General features: G+C 51.3%; 23 protein-coding genes. 7 read left to right on the plus strand and 16 right to left on the minus strand.

Annotated elements, in window-relative coordinates; translation table 11 throughout:
* Positions 1 to 391: 391 nt before the first annotated feature.
* Together MHH82_RS21520 and MHH82_RS21525 are read left to right on the plus strand one after the other, a co-directional pair.
* Entirely contained in the window at positions 392 to 601 is a 210-nt protein-coding gene (locus MHH82_RS21520; RefSeq protein WP_015736379.1) for a DUF5316 family protein, read from the plus strand.
* A gap of 374 nt (positions 602 to 975) precedes the next feature.
* Complete coding sequence (locus MHH82_RS21525; RefSeq protein WP_015736380.1) at positions 976 to 2949, plus strand: stalk domain-containing protein; 1974 nt, start codon at positions 976 to 978, stop codon at positions 2947 to 2949.
* A gap of 155 nt (positions 2950 to 3104) precedes the next feature.
* On the opposite strand, the gene MHH82_RS21530 is transcribed toward MHH82_RS21525, so the two are convergent.
* Both MHH82_RS21530 and MHH82_RS21535 read right to left on the minus strand, forming a co-directional pair.
* Positions 3105 to 3239, minus strand: coding sequence for a hypothetical protein (locus MHH82_RS21530; RefSeq protein ID WP_009595341.1), 135 nt, complete (start codon positions 3237 to 3239; stop codon positions 3105 to 3107).
* 171 nt (positions 3240 to 3410) lie between these two features.
* Positions 3411 to 3677 carry a helix-turn-helix domain-containing protein gene (locus MHH82_RS21535; RefSeq protein WP_015736382.1) on the minus strand — a complete coding sequence of 89 codons (267 nt, stop codon included), beginning with the start codon at positions 3675 to 3677 and terminating at the stop codon, positions 3411 to 3413.
* 177 nt (positions 3678 to 3854) lie between these two features.
* On the opposite strand from MHH82_RS21535, the gene MHH82_RS21540 reads away from it, so the two are divergent.
* Positions 3855 to 4526, plus strand: a complete 672-nt coding sequence (locus tag MHH82_RS21540; RefSeq protein WP_340967817.1) for a tetratricopeptide repeat protein — start codon at positions 3855 to 3857, stop codon at positions 4524 to 4526.
* A gap of 87 nt (positions 4527 to 4613) precedes the next feature.
* Here the strand turns inward: MHH82_RS21540 and MHH82_RS21545 are convergent, their stop codons facing one another.
* The 4 genes from MHH82_RS21545 to rpiA all read right to left on the minus strand — a co-directional run bounded on the left by MHH82_RS21545 (position 4614) and on the right by rpiA (position 7050).
* Positions 4614 to 5249 (minus strand): GDSL-type esterase/lipase family protein, encoded by a 636-nt coding sequence (locus MHH82_RS21545; RefSeq protein ID WP_015736384.1) that lies wholly within the window; start codon positions 5247 to 5249, stop codon positions 4614 to 4616.
* A gap of 124 nt (positions 5250 to 5373) precedes the next feature.
* Complete coding sequence (locus tag MHH82_RS21550) at positions 5374 to 5805, minus strand: GNAT family N-acetyltransferase (RefSeq protein WP_090908142.1); 432 nt, start codon at positions 5803 to 5805, stop codon at positions 5374 to 5376.
* Between the two features lie 29 nt (positions 5806 to 5834).
* Positions 5835 to 6284: a MarR family winged helix-turn-helix transcriptional regulator gene (locus MHH82_RS21555; RefSeq protein ID WP_015736386.1), complete on the minus strand. Its 450-nt coding sequence runs from the start codon at positions 6282 to 6284 to the stop codon at positions 5835 to 5837.
* Between the two features lie 49 nt (positions 6285 to 6333).
* Positions 6334 to 7050: a ribose-5-phosphate isomerase RpiA gene (gene rpiA / locus MHH82_RS21560; RefSeq protein ID WP_340967819.1), complete on the minus strand. Its 717-nt coding sequence runs from the start codon at positions 7048 to 7050 to the stop codon at positions 6334 to 6336.
* A gap of 87 nt (positions 7051 to 7137) precedes the next feature.
* Between rpiA and MHH82_RS21565 the strand changes: the two genes are divergently transcribed.
* On the plus strand, positions 7138 to 7335 hold the full coding sequence (locus tag MHH82_RS21565) for a hypothetical protein (protein ID WP_015736388.1): 198 nt from the start codon (positions 7138 to 7140) through the stop codon (positions 7333 to 7335).
* Between the two features lie 449 nt (positions 7336 to 7784).
* Here the strand turns inward: MHH82_RS21565 and MHH82_RS21570 are convergent, their stop codons facing one another.
* The 3 genes from MHH82_RS21570 to MHH82_RS21580 all read right to left on the minus strand — a co-directional run bounded on the left by MHH82_RS21570 (position 7785) and on the right by MHH82_RS21580 (position 9542).
* Positions 7785 to 8360: a macro domain-containing protein gene (locus MHH82_RS21570; protein WP_015736389.1), complete on the minus strand. Its 576-nt coding sequence runs from the start codon at positions 8358 to 8360 to the stop codon at positions 7785 to 7787.
* Positions 8361 to 8430: 70 nt separating this feature from the next.
* Complete coding sequence (locus MHH82_RS21575) at positions 8431 to 8862, minus strand: hypothetical protein (RefSeq protein ID WP_036663988.1); 432 nt, start codon at positions 8860 to 8862, stop codon at positions 8431 to 8433.
* A 56-nt stretch (positions 8863 to 8918) separates the two neighbouring features.
* A complete protein-coding gene (locus MHH82_RS21580; RefSeq protein ID WP_015736391.1) occupies positions 8919 to 9542 on the minus strand; it encodes a TraX family protein in 624 nt (207 codons plus the stop codon).
* 230 nt (positions 9543 to 9772) lie between these two features.
* Here MHH82_RS21580 and MHH82_RS21585 point away from each other — a divergent pair, with 230 nt between their 5' ends.
* Complete coding sequence (locus MHH82_RS21585) at positions 9773 to 9946, plus strand: hypothetical protein (protein ID WP_015736392.1); 174 nt, start codon at positions 9773 to 9775, stop codon at positions 9944 to 9946.
* Between the two features lie 71 nt (positions 9947 to 10017).
* Here the strand turns inward: MHH82_RS21585 and MHH82_RS21590 are convergent, their stop codons facing one another.
* The 4 genes from MHH82_RS21590 to MHH82_RS21605 form a co-directional block, all read right to left on the minus strand.
* Positions 10018 to 13239, minus strand: a complete 3222-nt coding sequence (locus MHH82_RS21590; RefSeq protein ID WP_015736393.1) for a hypothetical protein — start codon at positions 13237 to 13239, stop codon at positions 10018 to 10020.
* Between the two features lie 109 nt (positions 13240 to 13348).
* Entirely contained in the window at positions 13349 to 14359 is a 1011-nt protein-coding gene (locus tag MHH82_RS21595) for a LacI family DNA-binding transcriptional regulator (RefSeq protein WP_015736394.1), read from the minus strand.
* A 146-nt stretch (positions 14360 to 14505) separates the two neighbouring features.
* Positions 14506 to 15714 (minus strand): SLC45 family MFS transporter, encoded by a 1209-nt coding sequence (locus tag MHH82_RS21600; protein ID WP_015736395.1) that lies wholly within the window; start codon positions 15712 to 15714, stop codon positions 14506 to 14508.
* A gap of 4 nt (positions 15715 to 15718) precedes the next feature.
* Entirely contained in the window at positions 15719 to 16456 is a 738-nt protein-coding gene (locus MHH82_RS21605) for a glycerophosphodiester phosphodiesterase (RefSeq protein WP_015736396.1), read from the minus strand.
* A 223-nt stretch (positions 16457 to 16679) separates the two neighbouring features.
* Between MHH82_RS21605 and MHH82_RS21610 the strand changes: the two genes are divergently transcribed.
* Together MHH82_RS21610 and MHH82_RS21615 are read left to right on the plus strand one after the other, a co-directional pair.
* Positions 16680 to 17144 carry a MarR family winged helix-turn-helix transcriptional regulator gene (locus tag MHH82_RS21610; RefSeq protein ID WP_015736397.1) on the plus strand — a complete coding sequence of 155 codons (465 nt, stop codon included), beginning with the start codon at positions 16680 to 16682 and terminating at the stop codon, positions 17142 to 17144.
* Positions 17137 to 18375 carry an MFS transporter gene (locus tag MHH82_RS21615; protein ID WP_015736398.1) on the plus strand — a complete coding sequence of 413 codons (1239 nt, stop codon included), beginning with the start codon at positions 17137 to 17139 and terminating at the stop codon, positions 18373 to 18375. Before MHH82_RS21610 ends, MHH82_RS21615 begins: the two co-directional genes overlap by 8 nt.
* Positions 18376 to 18499: 124 nt before the next feature.
* On the opposite strand, the gene MHH82_RS21620 is transcribed toward MHH82_RS21615, so the two are convergent.
* From MHH82_RS21620 to helD, 3 genes are all read right to left on the minus strand, one after another.
* Entirely contained in the window at positions 18500 to 19804 is a 1305-nt protein-coding gene (locus MHH82_RS21620) for an MFS transporter (RefSeq protein WP_313958349.1), read from the minus strand.
* Positions 19805 to 19889: 85 nt separating this feature from the next.
* On the minus strand, positions 19890 to 21593 hold the full coding sequence (locus MHH82_RS21625; protein WP_036664013.1) for a methyl-accepting chemotaxis protein: 1704 nt from the start codon (positions 21591 to 21593) through the stop codon (positions 19890 to 19892).
* 312 nt (positions 21594 to 21905) lie between these two features.
* Positions 21906 to 24236: an RNA polymerase recycling motor HelD gene (gene helD, locus MHH82_RS21630; RefSeq protein ID WP_015736401.1), complete on the minus strand. Its 2331-nt coding sequence runs from the start codon at positions 24234 to 24236 to the stop codon at positions 21906 to 21908.
* Between the last annotated feature and the right edge of the window lie 62 nt (positions 24237 to 24298).

Consider the following 24298-nt stretch of genomic DNA (forward strand, 5'->3'; position numbering starts at 1 on the left):
ATATGAAAAATGAAACGTAACAGCTCCCAACTTTTTTTCAGAGCAAGGTATATTTCTGCACCAGCCGGGCATCCTTGAAATATCGACATCAATGAATGTCGTAGACAACCGCGGAGAAGACTTACGTTTCCCCATAAGCTCTTCGTCCGGTTTCTCCTCTCCCATGAGGGAGTCACTTCGGTGGCTCCCGAACAAAAGCCCTGTAATGTCAACATGTTGTTACGGGGCTTTTGTTCTTTTTTTTATGTTCAGCCGCTCTAGATTGAGCGGCTTTATATGTTTTTCAGACCCTCGGTCTGTTGGTCCAGCAATCCATAGGTGTAATGAAGCATAACCAATCCCTCTCTGCGAACGTTCATATTATATAAGAGCATGATGGGAGGAGTTCAAGATGGACCTGCTGGTGTACGCAGGAATGGCTTGTCTCTTGGTGACAGGAATCCTATCGGGAGCGTTTACAACGGGGTACCAGCAGAGAGGCAACTTCTATGCCGATTCCAAGGACGACCGCGCATCCAGAAAAAAGGCGGCCAATTGGTTTTTTCTCGCGGGAATTGTATTTCTTGCAGCAGCCGGTATTGTATATCTTCTGTTCCGTTAACAAGAAACTTCCAATGATGAAGAGGAGGGATTCGATTATGAATGGTTTCATTAGCAATGAAACTAAGGAAATAGAACTCGCGAGAATGAAGTATGCTCTGTTCATAATAATTTCAATCGTTACGTTCAGAAAATTCCCAAAAATCGAAACCGTGAAAAATGATGCATGCGCGGTTTTATTGCTCTTGAAAGGAACCGGCTTATCTTATATGTCGGGCCGGGACCATCTGCAAAACGCCCCCATCCGGGAGCGTTTTTTTGTTCCTTTTTAATCAACGCTCCCCTAAATCTTGCAGGAATAACGCCTATTTTGTCGAAAACAATGAGGTTGTTTGAAAAATATTCCTATTTGTTCAGTGAAGAGAGGTCATGTAAGTGAAAAGAACGTTGTATGTTCTCGTGTTATTCAGCATGCTGGCAGGGCTTGGTTTTGCGGGGACGACGCAAGACATCGCTTCTGCCGACGGGGCCGAGCTCCGGATCCAAGACATTGCGGGAAGGAACACCTATCTGATGAGCGACGGCTCCATGTGGTCCCTGATTGACGGGCGCCACGCCATTCGAACACCAGGTAACGTCGCAGCCATCAGCGGATATGAATACGGCGGCATCGGCATGACGCAGGAGGGCCGCTTAGTGGAGTGGGACATCGGCAAGGGGCCCCAGGTCGTTCCGGGAACAAGCGGCGTGAAGCAGATAGCCGGTTCCTACTGGCTGAAGTCGGACGGTACCGTATGGGCCGGCGATGAAAAAGCGAAGAACCTCAGCGGCATATCGCTGATCGCCAATGCGGATCAGGAATTCGCTGCATTATCCTCCAATGGAGAGCTGCTGCTCCAGGATAACTACAAAAAGGGGCAGTTCAAAAAGCTCGGGATCGTGGAAAACCCGGCAGCCGTCAAATCCATGACGGTACACAGCGGACGCGTTGCCCTGCTGCATGACAACGGCGACGTGGTCGTGTACGAGACGTCCAACTTCGACGATAACGGGCAGATCATACCGGTTACCGTGGCCCAGAACGCAGCTCATATCGTCTATGCATCGAGTGAGCCGACGGATCTTCTCATGGTGACGCTCCAGGACGGAACCGTATGGACTACCGGCGAGTATAAAGACCGCTGGAAACTCAAAGAGCAGATTACCGGACTTAGCGGGATCGTAAAAACATCCATCTATGGGGATGCAAAGGATTTGTCGGAAGGCTTTTATGCGCAGCGGAGTGATGGGAGCTGGGTACATCATAAGGAGGGACAGAACAAGAACATCGATGTACCGGTAGTCAAGAGCTTGTCCGTTGCCATATCCGATGCGACGCCTTATGTAGGAGAATCGCTGGAAGTGAGCATCCAGGAAACCTATACGAACGGGGCGAAAATCAAGGTACCGGTTAAAGACGCCGGCATCGATATCGAGAAGCCGTATTTGTTGAGTATGCAGAAGAATGGGATGCTGAAATCTGCCGGCGTGGGCAAAACGCAGATTACGGTAACCTCCGGCGGCCAGTCCAAATCGGTGACGGTATCGGCCAGCCTGCGCAACAATTTGAAATACGCAAAACAGGTCAACGGCAATGTCATGGTACCGGCTAAATCCGTCATCCAGGCACTGGGCGGCACCTACTCGGCTAAAAACGGAAGCGTGGAGGCGAAGTTCGGCCAGACCCTGCTTTCGTTTAAAGCAGGCAGCAACCAGGCCAAGCTGAATGAAAGCACCATCCGACTCAAAGCCGCACCCGTGAACGACAAGGGCGAGCTGCTCATTCCGGCCTCCGTGTTATCCGATGCTCTGGGAGCTAAAACCAGCTGGGATGCCAAGTGGAAGCAAGCTCAAATCTCCCTCGGCGCGGATGCGGCCATGACCGTCGTCTCCAGCGAAACGGCTGGATTGATCAAAAAAGCGATGCAGGGCAATTTGGTTAAGTATATCGGCCGAACGTATTGGGTGAACGAATTCGAAGATTTGGAACGCTTCTCGAAATTGACCGTTACCGACATTTTGCCTGACGACAAGGGCGAATTCAACGTAATCTTCAAATCGGCATCGGGGAAAACGGTAAAAAGTTATCCTATGCGGTCTTCGGAAGTGACGCAGCTGTTTGCGGACCGTTCCTCGTTATTAACTTACGATCCCTATAAAAAACACAAATGGTCCGCCTCCGTCTGGAAGCAGATCAAAGCCGGGCAGGTTTCCCTCGGCATGACGAAAGAGCAGGTACAGCTTTCATGGGGGAACCCGGCTGCCAAAGACATTACCTCCGGCGGCGGAAAAACCATTGAAACTTGGGGGTACTCCAATTTCAATATCGTATCTTTCGTAAACGGGAAAGCCATATTGATCATGATGTAGCATGAAGGGGACACAAGTTAATAAAGCTCGTTATTCATAAAAAAGACCGTCCTAAGAAGCAGCAATGCCTCTTTGGGACGGTCTTTCCTTGTGACTTCTCATGGTGCCTGGTATTCTCTTATTGATTCATTGGTTTTGTTCGCTCAAAAGATGGATTAGATAAATGCGCGAGTAATGATCACCAACAAGATGAACAATACCAAAATAGCACCTACAGAAGAGCCATATCCATAGCCGCCGCCGTAGCCTTCTCCTACTCCGCTCACAACAATCCCTCCTTTTTTGAACATACCACATGTTATGTCGTTTCCGCTAAAATGAACTGGGCTGCCGCCTGTTCGCGATAAGAATAGTGAACCCGCCCAAATGCGCGCATCTGCGGGTCTCTATACGCCGATTTTCCATGATTCCCATATGAAAGAGGCGTGGTGGAACCGTCGTTCAACCACGCCTCACTATAATTACTGTATTTTCTGCAGTTGCGGAACCTGTACTTTCTCATTCCGTTCGTTGTCATGGTCTGGATGCACGATTCGTCTGCGGCGATCGACCAAGCCTTCTTCTCCCAGCTCCCGATATTTGCGCATCCACACTTTCAGCCGTCCGATGTCTGATATTTGTAAGGCGGATGCCACTTCTTTCTTCGTCATGCCTTCCAGCCGCATGGCGACTGCCTTTTTCTTAGTTTCGAAACTGTAATGATGGAATGTCTGTCCCTTTTTCGCCATGATTATCACCTCTTTACTACCTATATCGGTTATCACCTGGCTACTTTCAATACCTGCGACCTATTCCGACATGCGCATCCTATTAAGGTCTATAGAACCGACCGCATTTCCCCCTAAATAAATCCATGATATGGTATAATTTGGGCTACGACAATACAAGGAAATAGAGGGATTTGTTTGTTTAAACTCATTATTTTCGGATTTTTGTTTTACATTTTCGGCAATCCGATAACGGCGATTCTCGTGCTGCTTCTTATCGTGTACGTGCTGGATCGCCGTTTTGTCGGGATATTTCCCAGTGTGACGAAGCCGTTCAAGCGCGCAAGGGCTATATCCAAGCTGCGCAGACAGATTGCGGTCAGCCCCAGCGACGTATCATCCCGGCACGAGCTTGCCCGATTGCTGCTGGAGCGTCGCAAGTATGGAGAGGCCCTAAAGCTGCTTGAAACCATGGAATCCAGTTTAGAGGATTCCGCCGAATTCTGGGACGATATCGGAAGCGCGCGTCTGCATACCGGCAGCATCGCTCAGGGAGAGGCGGATATCGTCCGGGCCCTTCAAATCAATCCGAGGGTCAAATATGGCCGGCCTTACCTTAGGCTTGCCGAGGCGTTTCGGGATTCGGATCGTGAGAAGGCACTCCACTATTTGGAGCAGTTCCATGCCATCCACTCTTCCTCCAGCGAAGCCTTTTATTTGCTGGGGTATATGTATCAATCGCTGGGAAGGGCCGAAGATGCCAAGAAATCCTATCAGGAATCGATGGACGTGTATCGCTCGCTGCCCAAATACAAAAAACGGCAGGAACGCAAATGGGCGGTTCGAAGTTGGTTCAGGAACTTATTCTAAGCGTTAATATTGGCTTAAACCAAAAGGACGTCCGTTAGAGGTCATGGGACCCGGGGACGTCCTTTTTTTGATGAGAATTTCCGTTTCCTATGCAAGTGGCTTGTACCCAAGCCGGTTTAACTGTTCCGCGATCACCCGGTACCCTCGGCCATTCGGGTGTAAACCGTCCACCGACATCAGTTCCTTCTCTCGGCCAGAAAATTGTGCGTAAATATCCGCAACGCGAAAATAGCCGTCGCTCAACCCCATCAAATGCCGATTGAACCGAATCACGTATTCCGTTGCCTCCGTCCAGGCCGGATATGGATTATACAGACCGATAGCGCGAATAAAATAAGGCTTGCTGGCCGGTGACTTTATTTTGCGGATATGTTTGACGATATTAGCCACATGGTGCTGGCATCGATACAAGGCGGTGTCCAGCACCTCCCGATTCGGTCGACCTCCCGTGGACTTCACCGCACGAATCAGGTCATTGCCACCGATCGACATCGTGATAATCTGGGCCTGCTGCAAATGATAGCGATACGTTGGAAACTGAACGACCCGATCGTATAATTCATCCGAGGTTAATCCATTCACCCCGAGATTCTCATGGGCCACGAATTGGCGAAGTTTCTCCTCCGCCATCCGACGGTATAACGGAACAAAACCGCTGCCAGGCATCGCCCCAAACCCAAAGGTCAAGGAATCGCCGACAGCGGTATAATGGTACACCAACATGTTCACCCCCTGCCCCGCTCGTTACGACATTATATGAGGAATGCCTCCTGTGCGAAACGGGTATATGAACTTGAATGGCAATTTTAATTCCTATCGGAGACGCAACATCCATCCATAGGAATGACTATTCTTCGGATTCCTCCACCTCATAAATGCAGCGGAATCTTTCGACGCCCGGGTACTTCTCTCCCAGGCTGTAAACCTCGAAACCGATACTGCGGTAGAAGTTCACGGCCTCTTCGTCCGTTTCCGCAATGACTCGTTCCGGTTTAGGCTGCACCTCGAGGAGCAGCTCCAAAATCAACCCGCGTCCGTATCCCTTCCCCCGATTCTCCGGCAGGACCGCTAAATGCCGGATGATAAGCTCGTCCTCCATCACATCAAAACCGATGACTCCCAGAAGAAGTCCGTCCTCTTCGTAGCCGAACAACCGGCTGTCGCCGCCCTGATAAAATGCGGCTGCCTCGTCCACCGCCTCCGGATCCGGGAAAACCGAGTAACTGAGCAGTTCCTTAATTTCGGGCTGCGACGCTTGCATCGTTATATCTTTAAGCATACCTATCTCCAATCTAAACTCATGTAGGACTACAGCATCTTCTCTGCGCTGATCCCCAGCTTGCGCAGCAGCATGGCCGCCTGCGCTCTTTCCTCTTCCGACAATCCGCTAAGCACCTTCACCATCAATTCCTGATGCTGAGGGAAGATGGCCTCGAAGAATTCCTTCCCCTCTGCGGTCAGCTCGGCATAGATCACGCGGCGGTCCTCAGCGGAAGCCCGGCGAACAAGCAGGTTTTTCTTCTGAAGCTTATCAACCACGTATGTAATGTTACCGCTGGAGATCAGCACCTTCTCCCCTATTTTTTGCAGCGGCTGCGGACCTTTGTGGTACAGCACATCCAATACCCCAAATTCGGTGGAATTCAAACCGTGGCTGTTGATGCTTCGATGCGAATGCGTCATCACTGCGTTATAAGCTCTGGCCAGGACTACCAGCAAATGCAGCGGGTAATCCTCGTGTTCTTGAAAATCCGACATACTTCACCCTCCGAAAGATATCATGTATTTAAGGTTAATGAACGCCGGATCAACTGTCAAATGTATTCTTGGCCTGTATGCTCGCGGAATGCAATATCCGTACCGAACCGTCCCGGCAGCCGATAATCGCTTGGTCGGCCATGCCGATGAACAGACCATGTTCAACCACGCCGGGTACAGTGCCTAAACGGGAGCTCAATTCCTCCGGCCCCGAGATTTCCTGAAACCGGCAATCAGCAATATAATTCCCGTTATCCGTTACATACAACCCTTCATCCGGCTGACGGCGCAATTGGACCGAACAACCAAGCTGTGCCAGGGACCGAATCGTCCACTCATAGGCAAAAGGGACAATCTCAACCGGCAGCGGAAAAGCGCCCAGTTGAGCTACCGCTTTTGCCTCATCCGCCACAATCACGAGCCGTTCGCTGTGATAAGCCGTGATCTTCTCGCGAAGAAGGGCTCCGCCTCCTCCCTTGATTAACCGCAGCTGATCATCCAGCTCGTCAGCCCCGTCGATCGTCAAATCCAGGCGATCGATCTGGTGTACGGGCGTCAGGGGTATTCCTTGTTCCATCGCCAGCTTCTCCGAAGCGTCAGAGGTAGCCACGGCCTGGATCGAGAGTCCGGACCTGACCATCTCCCCGATTTTGAGAATGGCGTAATAGGCGGTGGAGCCTGTGCCCAGACCGATCTTCATCCCGTCCTGAACATACTTGGCGGCATGCTCAGCCGCTATTTTCTTCATATTCATTTCACTCGTCATAGGACCCGCTCCTTCGTCTTAAGCTGAATCAAATGTTATAATATGGGGTACAGTGATCATTTTCATGCCAAAGGAAAGGATTATGCCATGCGAACAGAGAACCAGATCAAATCCAAAATCAATGAACTTTCGATGCAAAAGAAAAAACTGCAAACCCGACTGGCAGCTCTCGAAGAGAACAGCCCTGAGCGCGCTTCCCTTCTCAATCAGGATGCCCGTCTTGACGACATGATTACCATGCTGGAATGGGTGCTGTTTGAACCAAGCGGTTCCTATCATATGTAATAAACGGCGAATAAACGGCAGGGGCGCACATTTGCGCCCCTGCTTTTTATTAAGATTATAGAATACACCATATTACAGAAGAGCTGAACACTTCTATAATCACAAGGTTTTTTCTTAAGATCTCAGAAGTATGAACTTCGAAGCATGGGCCTTCCTGATATCGCAAGAAAAACGTCCTATACATGCGGTCTGTCTTCTGAGGATGTACCTCGATAGAGGTTTTTCTTAAGATCTCAGAAAGTATAAACATCGAAGCATGGACCTTCCTGATATCGCAAGAAAAACGTCCTATACATGCGGTCTGTCTTCTAAGAATGTACGTCGATAGAGGTTTTTCTTAAGATCTCAGAAAGTATAAACATCGAAGCATGGACCTTCCTGATATCGCAAGAAAAACGTCCTATACATGCCGTCTGTCTTCTAAGAATGTACGTCGATAGAGGTTTTTCTTATACTTGCGCCTCCTTCTCCTGCGTGAACCGCTCCAGCCAACGGACATAGAGCTCTTCATTCTCGGGAGAAAAGCAAACGAAATCAACCCGCTCCAGCCGGTTATCCGGCAGATCTTCCTCAAGCAGCTTCGTCACCGCCTTTAACGCCACGTCACATGCCGGAGCTTTAGGATACTCATAGATACCCGTGCTTATATTAGGAAAGGCGATGCTTTTGGCACCGACCTCGATTGCAAGCAGGAGACTGTTGCGGTAGCATTCCGCCAGCGTATGCTCCTCGCGCCTTCCGCCGCCCTCCCAGATCGGGCCGACGGTATGAATGATATGCTGGGCAGGCAGCCGGCCTGCTCCTGTAATCACGGCGTTGCCTGGCGGGCAGCCGCCTTGCTGCTTGCGAATTTCCATGCACTGCTCCATGATCTCCGGCCCTCCGGCGCTATGAATCGCGCCATCCACGCCTTTTCCGCCCAGCAGTCCCGAATTTGCAGCATTGACGATAATGTCGCCCGTCCATGTCGTAATATCGCCTATAAAGACGGAGACCGATGTCCTTCCGATTTTAAATGTTTTCATTTCGGAAAATCTCCTTTCGGTCTTTTATTTCTCTATTACCCCGCAACAGGGTGGATTGACCCGGTTCGGCCTATTCTGTCCTCGCCTTTTTTTTCGCGGCGTGAGACAGACGGTCGGTTAAGCTCTTCTCCTCCGGCCCCTGCAGCGCTTCCTCCACGGTCCGATAAAACATCAGCGTGCCGGTGTCCCTGGCCTTGGTCAGATGATGAAGAAACACGTTGCCGGCTTGCTCCAGCTTCAAGTCTTCGGATTCATTTTTAACCCGGCAAAGATATACCTTCATCAAGCCTTGCGGATCGCGAAATTCCATGACGCCGATCGGACTCAGCGTCCTTTTGTCCTCCTCGGTGAATTGAGGCGTCATATAAACGGTATATTCCGAAGCAGGCGGAGGAATGTATGCTTCCCGTTTTTTATCCGCAATTAATTTGGAATTCATAAACGCGATGTAACCCGCTGCCGCGAACAATAGGATGCAGGCAGCGATTGCGATATTCTGCATGAATGTCTCTCCTTGTACATAATCAGTCCATGAGGCATTAACCTAAAAATCTTCTGTTATATAAACACCCGCAATACGGCAATAGCCAGTAAATGCAGCGGATAAAATGAACGCCATACCCAGCGGCTCACCCGGACGGACTCCAGTTTTCTCCATAGATGAGGGCCATAAGCTATCACGGCCGTCGGGATCACGCTCCACATCTGCAGCTCCCAATCATTAAGGAACCAGAACAGCAGGTTCAATAACATATGAAGCGGAACGAGCCAGCCGGCCTGAGCATATCGGAAAATCAAGATCAACAGCAAGCCGTAGGCTCCGTAATCAAACGGAAACTCACTCATCAACGCACAGGCTGCAACAACCACCATCCATGATAGCAGCCGGGAATCCGATCGTTCCAGCACATAAAGAACCAAGGCTCCGGCCAACAAGGTTACGACCACGTTCAGCCCTTCGGGATCCAGCGCAAGCTGGTACGGAATTTGGGAGACCGCTGCAATAACGGCCAGCCGTGCGATATACTTGGGTCTCGATGAAGTGTAGCGGTGTCCCTGCACGAGAGCGTAAACATAGATTGGAAATGCGATGCGGCCGATGATTCTCCACATCTCCTGATGCGGAAAAAACACAAGCCCGATATGATCAATCAGCATCGTCAGCATGGCGATCCACTGCATGATAACCCCCTCCTCGCACGGTAAGATGAACATTCGTTATGTATGTGGAATCGATATATCTATTATGGGTTGCAAACAGGGGACTTGCAAGCGGAGAAAAGATGAAGAATTGGGTATCCGGCATCCATGTCCGATATCCTATATAATAAGAACAAAGGCAGCTTGAGGACGAAGGAAACGCTGGTTTGAATCCTAGTATCAACATCTTCTCAGCTGGAGGTGACTGCCCGATGGAAAAGAAAAAAAACAACATGGCCTTAGGCATATGCATGGGGATCGGCGTGGGCGTGGCGATTGGAGTGGCAATGAATAATATTGCTATTGGCATAGCAATCGGTGTTGCCATCGGCATATCGTTCGGCTCCGCCATGACAAACAAGAACAAAAGGCCGCCCCAAGAATAAACGAAAACGCCAAAGAACAAGGAATAGACCACCCGGCTAGAATCGGGTGGTCTATTCGGGTTCCGTAAAACTTACCCCATGACTGCAAGAATGGACCGGATGTTTCCGTTACGGACTTCATGGGCCCACTTGCCCGTAAGTAGGGGGCCGTCAACCTCGAACGTGTCTCCTCCCGCCGTCGTCAAGGTGAACCGCTGAATCGCAACGCCGTCCTGTCCGAACGTATTTGCCGCGCGCTCGCTGCGATACGTTACCTTGACGGAACCGAGGAAGGTGAACGACACCTCCTGCCGCTCGTCAAACAGCCAAGCCGGAAGCACCGGGTTCAGATGAAGCTGAAGCTCGTTGTCCTCATAACGGAATACTTTTTTTCCGGCCATCATCATAATCCACATGCTTAAGAATTCGGCCGTCGATCCGCTCAGCCTTGCCACAAAACCGCGTCCATGCACATGGGGATCCGGATTGACGCTGCTGGCGATGAACGATGAATTTTCCAGGGTGCTGCGTCCATAAACGGCCGGGTCCAGAAATGGGATAAGCGATGTTTTGATTTCCGAGAAAAACTCGTCGTACAGTCCCGCTTTTAATAAGGAAAGCAAGTATTTATAGGTCATATGCAAAAATACGGATTCCCGCTCCAGCCAGCCGGCCGTGAATGCGCGGATGCGTCCGATTTCATCGCCTTCCCCTTCCAGGCTGACGGACGTCTTATACATCCCCAGCGCGGCATCATATAAATCGGAAGCCTTGATCCGATCATACATCGCTCTCGCCTGACCTTCATTGGCGAGCTTCATTCCCCGAGCCGGGGCTTCGAGAAAATGCGGAAGCGCATATGCTTTGAATTCCAACACTTTGGCGGCAGGCAAGCCATAGCGGGTGATGACCGGGCTGCCCTCCGCATCCCGGATTTCTTCGAACCGCTCCGCTTCAAAGCGGAAGTACGTTGGAACGATTCCGCCTCCCAGCTGCTCGGCACGCTGAATCCCTTCTTCAATCTTGTCCAGGAAAGCCGCGTATATCCTCTTTACGCGCTTCACCGGAATCTCGACCTCCAGGCCGCTGATGCCGTATCGGACGGATGCCCGATAAGACTCGCGCTGCCCAGCTACCCGATCCCAATATCGGAAGGAGTCCAAAACGCCGGTTTGATATTGCTGCACGGCATCATATACGCCCTCTAAATAAGAGGCGATTTCCTCCGGCACCATCACCGTATGATGACCGAACCGCTCGGCAGCCTCCACAATGAATGCCACCATACGCTTCAATTCCATCGTTTCGCTCATCCCGGAGCCGAACAGACCCGGCAATCCGTTCATCGCGTCATTCCAGCCCGGCTTGTTTGCCTCCATCTCAACCCCCATCCCGTAAGGATCGAGCGTTGCCATTTTATTGAGGGATAACGAGATCATTTTGACAAACAGATTCGTACGGTAAATGTCGCCTTGTCCGCCATTCCCCCGCAGCCATTCCGCCGCGTTCCGCTTTCTGCCGAGCTTATTCAGCTTCTCCTCGTCCTCCAGCAGCGCGCCGTACTGGCGAACCTTGCCCCGGCTGATCACAACCTTCTCGCTCCGCGGGAGCACATATACCGGGCTGTCAAAGAATGTATAGGCATTCTCGCCAAACAGCAGCTCTTCATATTTGTCGGGATAAATATCCAGGAAACCATCAACCAAATCCATGTTATAGGTCCAGTGGTCCGACCAGAAGCCTTCGCCGAACGAAGCCGCAAAATGCTGTTCGGATATCGTCAGCAATCCCGATAAGAACCGTTCCTCGTTGATCGCCAGCCGAATGCCTTGATCCGATATCGCGTTAATGATTTTGCCCGGGGTGAAATCCCCGGCGCATGCCTTCGCGAGCTTATCATAATCCTCCCGAGCCGCGGAGGCGTGCAGCAGCTCCTCCAATTTCCCCTCCATGCCTGGTGCTACTCGAAACCTCGTGCCTTCTACGCTAAGAGGATTATAACCGTCCGCTTGAATGAGGCTGAAGAACATCCGGATGTTGAACGTGCCCACCTTCGGATTGAAAAACACATCATTTCGGCGGTTCTGATTCATATCCCGGAAATTGCCGTTCCCTTGTGAATAATATTCCGGGGCCAGCGAGAAAAAGTTATAGTCCCGCTCCGGATCCCCGTGCTTGCGGGAATAGAGGTGGACAACCGCTCCTTCCTTCCCGTTATCGAATATGAAAGGATAACCGCCCCGCAGGAAATTGTCCAGATAGGACTGCCGGCTGTATTCATCAAATACAGGCAACCCCGTTTTGGTGGCCACATCATCGGTTAATTCCCGGGTCAATGCCGATGCCTCCTCCCGCTTATCGAGGATATAGGCAGGCGAACACAAATCTTTCGAGCGTTTGTTGATTTTGCCGATATCGTTCACATGACCAACCAGCGTATACACGGTTGCCGTCTCCCCAGGCTCAAGCCGCGCCGATAATCCGCTGAAGCCGCATGGCACTTTGTTCACAGGATACGGCGTGGCTTGCGCCAAGGATTCGATCGAACCCGCGGCAAATCGATCGGGGTGGATCAATGAAGTGTTTCCGCCGAATATCAGCTCAAAATCTACGATAGGTTTGATCAAGTTCCCGTGCTGATCAAACGACAGATAGAAATGGCCGTTCGTAACTTCGGTAACCTCCGCCTCATCATGCGTACTGGAGCGAACCTTATAGAACGGTATGCCCCGGTCCAGATTCTTCACTTCCATCCAGCTTCGCAGCAGATTGCCGACCTCCTTGTACCCGCTGTTCTCGACGCCGTAAGGCAGAATCTCCGGCATACCGTCCAGCAGTTCAAGCGATTCCGTCCGGGCTCCGATATTCGTCACGCTGACCTGGCGGACGAGCGCGGCAAAATCTTCACCGGGCAGCTGAAAATACGAGACCGATGTTCGAAGCCCTTTATCTGCATGCTCCTCCTCGATGACCAGCTCATTCTGACGAATCAGCATCGTTCTCCGTGCCTTCGTGTCCGGCTGAAAGGATTGGAACGGCTCATATACGGCCGGCGTCCCGGCCATCTTGATAAACGTGCGGAAGCCGGTGGCGGATACGTTCTTATACGAGATATTGGCCGGCGAGAATTCCATGATCGGCGAATTCTTGTCGCGTATGCCGAAACTGCTTATCCCTTGGCCCCGATTGACGTAAAAGGTCCACATCGGTATCCCCTTCAATCCGGCAATCCCCGGCAGGAAGCTGGAAAACGGCTTGGCGAGATCATACTGCTCGATAACAAAGGCATCCTTCTCAAAACGATAATTGGACATGTTCAAATCCTCCTTAAATGAGTGCATCATTCGCTGAAATCAAGAAGCCGCCCATTTCGAAACCGGTTTCGAAATGGGTTAAAAATGAACCCTGCTCTTTAGGTTCACCTTAGGTGACCGGGCGGCAGGACTCCCGGATCATTAATTCGACTGGCAGCATAACCGACTTCACGGCGGTATCCCGCTCTTCGATTGAAGAAAGAAGGATCTCCGCGGCCACCTTGCCAAGCTGCTCCGTATCCTGGCGGACCGTCGTTAATGCAGGGGTAATGTAGCGGGACATTTCAATATCGTCAAAGCCGATGACCGACACGTCTCCCGGCACGCTCAGGCCATGGTCCAGCACGGCTCGAATCGCTCCAAGCGCGAGCAAATCCCCAGCGGCGTAAACGGCTGTCGGCCGATCCGCGAGCGCAAGCAGCCTCTTCATGGCTTCGTATCCGCTCTCGGTGGAGTAAAAATCGCTGCCGGTTATGTACTCTTCCCTTAGGTTCAGATCCAGCTCACGCAGCGCTGTTTCATAGCCATGTTGGCGCTGCTCGCCTGCAAACGTATTCAATCCGCCCGAAATATGGGCAATGCTGCGATGTCCAAGCGAGTGCAAATACCGGATTGCCAGCATGCTGCCTCCGATATTGTCGGAGTAAACCGAATGCACATGCTCCGGTGACGAATCCAGAATGACGCACGGAATGCCGCTATCCAGCAGCTCCTGGAAATCGGGATCATCGTTGCTCGACAGGATGACCACAACACCGTCGACGCCCCTGATTTTGCAATGCTCCACATAACTGCTTCTTCGGCCGCCGACATCCTTGGAAATGAACATCAGATCATACCCTTTGGATACGGAGATTTTCTTAAAGCTTTCGATGACGGCTCCAAAATAGGGATGCCGAATTCCGGCTCCCGTGGCTTCAACAAAAAGAATGCCGATCGTCCAGGATCGCTTGGTCGTAAGTGACCTGGCATTGGCGTTTGGAAGATACCCCATTTCCTTCGCGGTTTCCAGGATTTTGACCCTCGTCTTTTCCCGGACGTCCGGATAATTGTTGAAGACTTTGGATACTGTCGTAGGCGAATAGCCTGTTTTCTTCGCAATATCGTAAATCGTTGTCAACCTTGGAATCAGCTCCTGCCCTTCGCCGACATAATCTAAGACCATCTCTCTGGTATTAAATTCTACCTGTGCCGGCAGGCACTCGTCAATGTTATTCCGCACATCCGGGCAGGAGCTAAAACTCCCGGTTATCCAAATGACAACGGCTAGGACAAGCTGGCGGAGGCGTTCTGCGCTTTAGCGGAATGATCCGTTTCCTGATGACGAATCATCAGCATGCAGATCAGCGCAAGCAGCATGCTGCCGGCGGCGCAATAAAACAGGATCGAATATCCCATACCGTCAATAAGCTTGCCCAGCAGAGGCGGCGACGATATCGCCGCCAGCGAAGATACCAAATAGTACATTCCTGTCCGCGTCCCGATGCTGTCCTCCGTTCCGGTCGATACGATGAAAGGGTAAGAATTGATATTGATACAAGCCCAAAACAATCCGCCAACGGTCAGCAGTACGCGAAGCAGCAGCAGCGATTCTACCCATGGGACGAGCGCAAAGACAATCAGCAGCCCGCTGACGCCGATCAGGATCAGACGTTTCTTCCCGAATTTACCGCCAAGCCATCCGCTGGGAATCGCAAACAGAACGAAGGCGAGCGAAAAAAACGTCAAGGAAAAGGACGCCTGCGATTCCGTCAGCCCCATCTCATTCTTCCCGTACAGCGTAAACAGCGTCTCAACCCCTTGGTACGCCACGAACCAGAAAAATATGGCCGCCAGCAGCAGTACCGTCGTTCGATTGATTTGGCTTTTAAAGGAAATTTTGGCTCTGGCGGCCGTCTGGGCTTGATAGCCCGGAGCGTCGCGTTTCTCTTGGATGAACGTCTTCAGAATGAACAAAGAGACAAGCGTTACGCCGGCAGCTGCAATGAAAGGCAGCGACGCATGGGCGCTGTACAGCACCGAGCCCACGCCAAATGCCAATATGGACCCCAAGCCGCCCATAAAGTTAATGATGCCGTTGGCTCTGGTGCGTCGCTTCTCTTCCGTTATATCCGGCATCAATGAAACGGTTGGCGAACGATACAGGCTCATGGCCAGGTTCATGAGGACCATGAACAACAACAACGTCGCCATTCCGTTATGAAACGGAATCATGGCCGTAAACAAAGCGCCTAGCGGCATTCCGATAAGCAGGTAAGGCATTCTTCTGCCGTACCGGGTATGGGTACGGTCGCTTCGGCTTCCAATCCATGGCTGCAAGAACAAGGCAAAGTAATTGTCGATCGTCATAAAAAAACCGATCCATGCGACACTGGATATGTAATCCTCCAGAAAGTAGGGCACAAACGCATTGTACAGCGCCCAGGTAATGCTAATGCTGAAAAAGCCGAATCCCAGCAGCCATGTTTTCCTCACAAAGTCACGCTCCCTTGGTTTGCAGCAGTCCGTTCAGCACATCCGGATAATCCGTAATGATGCCCGCAACGCCCGCATCCATCAACTCTTTCATCCGTCCCTCGTCATTCACGGTCCACGGATGATAGACGACGCCATGCTGCTTCGCTTCCGTTACCCACTCCGGCAGAACCGCCCGATGGTATGCGTGCAGGGCATCCGCTTTAGCCAATTTGGCGTATTCCCACGGCTGGTACAGCCCTTCGCCATACAGCAGCCCGGTGCGAATTTCCGGATCAATATGTTTGCATTCCACCAGGGAATAATGATTGAAGCTCGAAATGACGATTTGCTCCGCCATATTGTAATGCCTTACAGCCTCAATCACGCGCTTTTCCAGCTCAGGATATTGGATCGTTCCGTTCTTCAGCTCGATATTAACAATCGTGCCGCGGTTTTGCGTTAATTCCAGCAGTTCTTCCAGCAGCGGAATCCGTTCGCCTTGGAAATCGGCACCAAACCATGAGCCTGCGTCCAGCTTGGCCAGCTCGTCGTATGTATAATCCTTGACAAGCCCCTCGGCCCCCGTCGTGCGGGCGACACTCTCGTCATGGATCAATACCAGCTTTCCGTCCTTCGTCATTTGGACGTCGGTTTCGATCCCGGTAGCTCCCTGCTCCAAGCCTTTGGCAAAGGCAGCCATCGTATTCTCGGGGCATATGGCCGATGACCCGCGGTGTGCGAAATTGATCAATTGTGACATTTGTACTTCCTCCTGAGTGATTAAGTTTTGGTTTTGTACTATAAATATAGCTCGCAAATGTTAGAGCTATGTTATCATTCCATTTTTCATATTCCACATCGGTTGATGAAACCCTGTCATGTCCTAATTAATTTTTCAAATGGTTTGACCGATTTGCATGTTAGACATATAATTGTTTAGACAAGTATTTTTGAAAACTTGAAATGAAAGGTGTGACTTCTTCTTGAAAATACCTAAACGCAACCCTTCCATCGGTTTTCATCTGGGTTACACCTATCGGCGCGCATCCCAATTGTTTGCTAATGCCCTGAAGCCCTATGACATCACCCCCGAGCAATGGCTGGTTCTGTACCACATCGGCGAGCACGAGGGGCTGAATCAGAAGGAAGTTGCCGCCAAAGCGGACAAAGACCAGCCCACGACAACCCGTATTCTGGACCTGCTCGAGAAAAAAGGATACACTCGCAAATCCGTATCGGTTAACGACCGGAGAGCTTTTCAGCTCTTTTTGACAGATACAGGCAAGGAACTGATTGAAGCGACTACAGCCATCGAAAGTCAATGCGGAAGCCAATTAATCGAGGGCATTGACGAGAAGCAATTGGAGATGTTCTGGGACACACTCTCACGCATCAATGCCAACATACACAACTTACACAACAACAGGAGAGATGTTCCACATGAATGATATCAACACGAAACAACCGCTATGGACCAAAGAATTCATCACGTTGATGGTCAGCAACCTTTTTTTGTTCCTGACCCTGCAGATGATGCTGACCACGCTGCCCGCATACGCCAAGGAGGCGTTCACGGCAAGCCCCTTGCAGGTGAGCCTCATAACCAGCCTGTTCGCCTTTAGTGCGATCGCTTCCCGCTTCGTATCAAGCAAAGCGCTGGAAAAAGGAAAGCTGAGGCTGCTGCTGTACGTCGGGCTGCTGATTTCCCTGGCAGCCACGCTCGGTTATTACTGGGCGAGCGGCATAGCCTTCCTGCTGCTGATGCGCATATTGTTCGGCATCGGCTTTGGCATGACAAGCACCTCGTTTCCAACCATGGCATCGGATGTCATTCCAATCAAACGCTTGGGCGAGGGCATGGGGTATTTCGGGCTATCCACTACGCTTGCCATGTCGATCGGTCCCATGATCGGCTTGACGCTGCTGCAAAGCGGCGGTTTCACTCCGCTCGTGTTCATCACGGTCATCATCAACCTTCTGATCTTCCCTCTCGCCTACCTCCTGACATCAAGAGCGGCTAAACGGAACGCAGAGCGCCCTGCAGCGGTTCAACCCCGAGTTGAGGATAAACCGAAGGGCTCCTTCAACAAAAAACTGATCCTTCCCAGCATCCTCAACTTTTTGATGTCGATTACGTACGGCGGACTGCTGAGCTTCATGGCATTGTTTGGAGCGGAGGCTCACCTCCGGAATCCCCAGTATTTTTTCTTGTTCAACGCCATTGCCATCATTCTCGTACGGCCGTTCTCCGGCAGAATTTATGACCGGTATGGACATAAGGCGCTTGTTATACCCGCTGCGATTCTGATGGTATCCGGCTTGCTCCTGCTTACCTTCGCCACATCGACGGGATCCATGCTGTTATCGGCGCTGTGCTACGGCATAGGCTTTGGGGCGATGCAACCGTCCATCCAGACCTGGATGATTCAGGAGGTTCATCCGCTGCAGCGCGGCATGGCCAACGGCATGTTCTTCAACTCCCTGGATTTCGGAGTGGCCATCGGCTCGATCGCGCTCGGCGCCATCGCCAAATCCACATCCTATGCCATCATGTACCGATACTCGGCGATTTCGCTCGTGCTGTTGATCCTGATTTATATCATCATGCAGGCAGCCGGCAAGTCGCGTTCCAAATCCACCACGGCAGTCGAGGACACCGAGGCTACCGTCGCAGGTTAACGAACAAAGCGATAACGAAAAAGCTTCGTCAGCCGGAATGCACGAAAGCAGGGATGATGCTTAGCCACAAGGAAAGGGATCGCCCAGCCAAACTGACCCGGCATATGAGAAAAGGTCTTGTCCATTATTTATGGACAAGACCTTTCTTTTTCAATCCTTGCGGTTTCTTGAAATCGACCCGGTATGAATTCCCTCCGGAATCGTCTTCTTTTGCCTCCGGTTTCACCGCGAATAACGTGAGCAGGCCGCCTACAGCCGCAACGGCTGCCAGCGTGCCAAACATCACCCAGTGGTTCGCGCCCAGCAGGAGAGAAACGACCGGCGGCCCCAGCGATACCCCGATAAAACGCATGCTGCTGTAAAGCGAGGTGATGGTGCCGCGCTGCTCCTTCTCCACGCCTTCCGTCAGCAGCGTATCCATGCACGGCAGCACCATGCCGATCCCGATACCGCCAAGCGTCATCATTCCGACAACAAAATAGATCTGTTCGCTAAAGCCGGTGACGATCAGGGAAGCCGTCAAAATAACCATGCCGGCGAAACCGGTCCACTTCTTTGCCGCTTTGTTTTTGCCCGTAAATTTACCGGCTAAATAAGAAGATAGGCATAATAAAGCCAGCGGAATTGCAAGCACCAATCCTTTTACTACGCCATGTAATTTGTAAGTGCTTTCCAGCGTCTCCGACAAATAAAAAAGAACGCCGAATACACCAAACATTGCGATGCCGCCGATGGCGAATATCGCATACAACCATCTTCCCTTCTCATGCAAAACCCCCTTGGTCGTTTTCAAAAACTCACGCAGGGATTGTTTATCATTGTTATTCGACTTTGGCGTCTTCACCAGAAAAATGACGAGCACGAGTGAAATCAGGCATAGAATCGGAATCGATATAAAGGGCAAGAACCAGATGAAGCTTCCCAGCAGCGCACCCAATATCGGACTGACAACCTTACCGAACGTGTTGGAGGTTTCAATGATTCCCAGGCTTTTGCTAACCTCTTCTTCCTCTTTGAACATGTCGCCGACAAGCGGGATGACGATCGGGAAGGCCCCCGCTGCGCCGATTCCCTGTAGAAAACGGCCGGCTAATATGACATAATACGCCCCTGTCCCGCTTAGCAGCCAGGCAGCTACGGCGGACACGGCTCCGCCTAACGCCGCAATAATCAAACTCGGGATGATGATCTTCTTTCTTCCATACCGATCCGACAAGTACCCGGCGATCGGAATCAGCAAGATGGCTACAACAGCATACACCGTTATCAGCATACTCACTTTGAAGGAGCTGATCCCCAAAACTTTGGAAATTTGCGGCAAAATGGGAATCAGCATGGAATTGCCTAACGTCATGATGAGTGGTATGGATGCTAGGGCAACCAGATCCCATTTCTTGTTTTCCATGAGAGAAGACCACCTTTGCGTTATCTGTCATCCATATTGTAGGTTCTTTCGCCCAGAATATGCATGACGGCAAGGTGGCCGTTTTTTCCCATATGCAATTTTTCCTTAATTATACTTTAAATCCGGACATCAACTGACGAAGCTTGCCAGACATCACGTTAAGATCTTCAACGGAATTTGTGATTTCTTCCATGGACGCCAGCTGCTCTTCCGTTGCGGCACTGACGCTTTGCGTACCGCCTGCCGTCGTCTCCGTAACCTCCTGGATTCGACGGATCGCGTGAACGAGCTCCCCAGCTCCCGAATTCATCTGTTCGGTTGCAGCGGTGACGCTTTGAATCTGCCCGTTCAATTCGCCGACCGACTGCTCGATTTCCTTAAAGGCTCGCTCGGCTCCTTGCGCCACGTTCATGCCTTCGGTTACTTCCCGGGTTCCCTGTTCCATCACGCCGGCCAGATTCACGATGTCTTGCTGCAGCTCGTGAACGAACTGTCTGATTTCGACGGAGGAGTTCGATGCCTGATCAGCCAAATTCCGGACCTCTGCGGCGACGACCGCAAAACCTCTGCCATGCTCGCCAGCCCGAGCGGCCTCAATGGAGGCATTCAAGGCAAGCAGTGAGGTCTGCTCCGCAATTTCGATGATGATCTGTCCCATCGCCCCGATGTTGGAGGCCTTCTCTCCGAGCGCACGCACGGATTGCGCAGATTGGTCCACGCTGGTACGGATGCCTTCCATCTGGGTTAGCGTATGTACAAGTGCCTGTTCCCCTTCAGCCGCAAGCTTGTTCGCCGCTGCCGCCAGCCCGGAAACGTCTTGGGCTGCAAGCGCGATATGCTTCATGCCTTCCGCCATATCCGTAACGGTCGCCGTCGTTTCCTCCGTATCCTGCAGCTGGTTCTCTACCCCGGCAGCCAGCTCTTCCATAATCCCGGACGTTTGGTGGGAGGCTTGACGGATTTCCTCTGTCGTCGAATGCAGCGTCGAAGCAGCGATACCCACTTTACCTGCAGTATCCTGCACTTGGACGACCAGCTCCCTGAAGCCATCGACCAATTTATTATAAGCATCGGCTACATCCCTGATTTCATCTTTCGTTGTAATGTGTAATCGGGTAACCAGATCACCCCCGCCTTCGGCAATCTTCAGAAGCTGACTGCTCATCTGGTTCAACGGACGGATCGAGCGGGTCAGGAGATAGCCCTGTATGGCAAAATAAACGACGGCGGCCGCTCCGATCAGCATGATGATCAAATTCTGAAACCGGCTGCTGGCCGCAATCTGATCAGCCTGCTTCGCCAGGGTTTCATTTTTATGTACCGTAAACTTTGCGATCAGCTCGCTAAATGACTTGCGCACTTCCCGCTCCTTGTTAAAGGCAGCTTCGTACACCCGGAAAGGGACCGCCTTGTAAAAACCGGTGTCATACCCCAATTTGTTCAATACCTCGGCTATGGCCTCGGAGTATACGACATAACCGGCTTCAATCTCGTTAAATACCTTCTGGTCTTCTTCTGCCGTCATTAAGCCTTTGGTTTCGGCCATGAGTTTGACGACGGACTCCTGTTTCGATTTCAATGAATCTGCAAAGGTCGAATCCCCGGTCAATAAGTAGCCCCGCTCATCATTGGAAACGCCAGTCAACAGGGTCTCCAATTGCGTCAGGTTATAAATGACCTTCTGGTCCTCTTCAATAATCTTGCTAAACCTCTTCTCCGTCATATTCGATGTGATAAACGCAATGATTACGATAACCGCCGTAACCGTCGCAAGTATCGTAGACGAAAGAATTAATTTTGTTTTTATCTTCATCCGCAAGCACCCGACCTTTGATATAAGTAATATACCCCCATTCCTTTTTTCGTCAAATTTGTGTCAAGAGTGAATAGGCAGGACTACCGTGAAATCGCTTAAATCGAAAATAATTGAAAAAATTTTATTAATCACCGGTCAAATGTTGATAATTTTTGGATAACTCCCTCCTTATGGTATAACAAATGCCATAAATTTCTTATAATGATACATTCCATTTTTTACCTCCGTTATGAAAACGGGTTTGATTTTCATATAGACATCATGCAAAAAGAGGCCGGCCTGAGACGGGCTCAGGCAGACCTCTTTCCTTTAAGCTTGACCGGAGATAAAGTGACTCTTCTCCCCGATATGATAGACATGCAGTTTATGCATGGCACGCGTACATGCCGTGTAGAACAGCTTACGATCGGTTTCCCGGTGGTACACGTCCTCGGCGCCGTTATAGATAATCACCGCGTCAAACTCCACGCCTTTGGCCAAGTAGGCGGGAACCACCAGCGTTCCCTTTTCGAAGGCCGGCGTGGTTTTGGTGATTAAGCGGGCGGAGATATCCGCCGACAGCTGCTGATGTACGCGCCTGCTCTCCTCTTCTGTCCGGCAGATCACCGCAACGTATTGGAATCCCTGCTCATGAAGCTCGCGAATATCGGATACGATCGCGCCATGCAGTTCTTCTTCATCGTTCACCCGAACGACTCGAGGAGCTTCCCCTTGCCGGTTGAAAGGAACGATCCGCTCCCCGCCAGGTATCATTTGTCGCGTGAAGTTTACGATTTCATACGTCGACCGGTAGCTTTGGGTCAGATTAATGACCTCCGTATCCTCTTTGCCATACAGACTCACCAGATTCTCCAAGCTTCCGAGTGCCTCTCCATGAGCATAAATGGCTTGGTTGAGGTCCCCCAGCACCGTCATTTTGGCCCGCGGGAACAAACGCTTCAGGAACTCCAGCTGAAATGCGGAATAATCCTGAACTTCATCGACGATGACATGGCGTATCGACGTATTCGTACGGAACCCTTGCAGCAGTTCCTTCAGATAGAGAAACGGCGTGGCGTCTTCGTAAAGCAATGCTTTGTCGTCCAGGGACGCAACGGTAAGATTGCATATTTCATCCCAATGTTCCGGGAGCGTCTCCAAATTTCCCGCCGCCCGGCGGAATAAGGATTCGTCCGTGTACAATTTACGGTACATGCCCTTGACGTCCACATACCGGAACCGCTTGATCCAACGCCGAAGCGGCTTGAGCCGGCTGCTGACCACCATTTTCGCAAGGACGTCTTTTTCCTTATCGAAATCGTCAAACGTGTCTGCCTTCCGGTTTTGCTTGCGTCTCATCGTTTGAAAGGCCCGTTGGTAATCTTCCGTATCCAGCAGCTGGATTTGCTCTTCTACCCACGGGGCATCTTTCTCGGTCTGGGCAAACTCCGACAGGCGCTTAAGCATCCATTCCTTCATCAGATCAATGCGGCCAGCGAGCTTAACCGCCGAATCATAGCCATAGAACTGCGACGCCATCTCCTCCGAGCTGACAATCACCTTCCCCTGGAATACGACCGGCTTAAAGAGCATGCCTCCCTTTTCCAGCAGCTCCTTGTATCGTCTGATGGTGTCCAGATAAGCCCCCGAGGATTTATACGATATGCTCTCCAAGCGTGCCCGGTAACGCGGCGAATCATCCGCATTCAACAGGGTTTCCGTTTGCGTGAACACGTCTTCGAGATCGAACTCCTTACCGAGCCGGTGCTCCAGATAGGACTGGAAGGTCGTCTGCTGCATATTGTCCTCGCCGAGCTCGGGAAGCACCGTGGACACATAGCTGTTGAACAGCGGATTCGGGGAGAACAGGATCATCTGGTCGGCCCGGAGCGTCTCCCGGTACTTGTACAGCAGATAAGCGACCCTTTGCAGTGCCGCCGAGGTCTTTCCGCTTCCGGCAGCCCCCTGCACGATCAGCATGCGGGTTTTGTCATTTCGGATGACCGCGTTTTGTTCCTTCTGAATCGTAGCCACGATACTCTTCATGCGGTCATCCGCACTATGGCTAAGCACCTGCTGCAGCAGTTCATCTCCGATGGTCACGCCGGTATCGAACAGCACCTTGATCTCGCCGTTATGGATGACGAATTGGCGCTTAAGCAGCATTTCGCCCTTGACCGTACCCGAAGGCGTCTCATATTGGGCAGGGCCCGGCGCACCGTCGTAATACAAGCTCGAGATCGGTGCCCGCCAGTCGTAAACCAGAAACGTCTCCATCTTTTCGTCCAAAAAAGAACCTGTTCCCAAATAAATGGTTTCCGTCTCCGCAGTTCCATCCTCCTGAAAGTCAATGCGTCCGAAGTATGGGGATTCCACCAGCTTCCTGTACTTTTTAAGCAGCTTGCTGGACTGCAGATGAGCATGCTCGCGTTCGGCGAGCACCTGCGATTGCTGTCTCAGGTTGGTGGACGTTTCGCCCAAATCGTCCGGGTTGCTGAAGTTTACCGTAACTTCGTCCCAGAAGTCCTTCCGCATGTCAATGACGACTTCACGGATATCGCCGACGCTTGCTTCCAGCTGGGATATTTTATTTCCGATTTTTGCTGTTACTTCCGTTACCCGCGCCTGTTCCTCTTTCCAATCTTGATCGCTGATAGCCATTTGTTCATCCCCCTAATCTACCGGTTGACAGCGTTGGTTAATCGTGATAAAATACAATTGTG

Source organism: Bacillus sp. FSL K6-6540 (genome assembly GCF_038007545.1).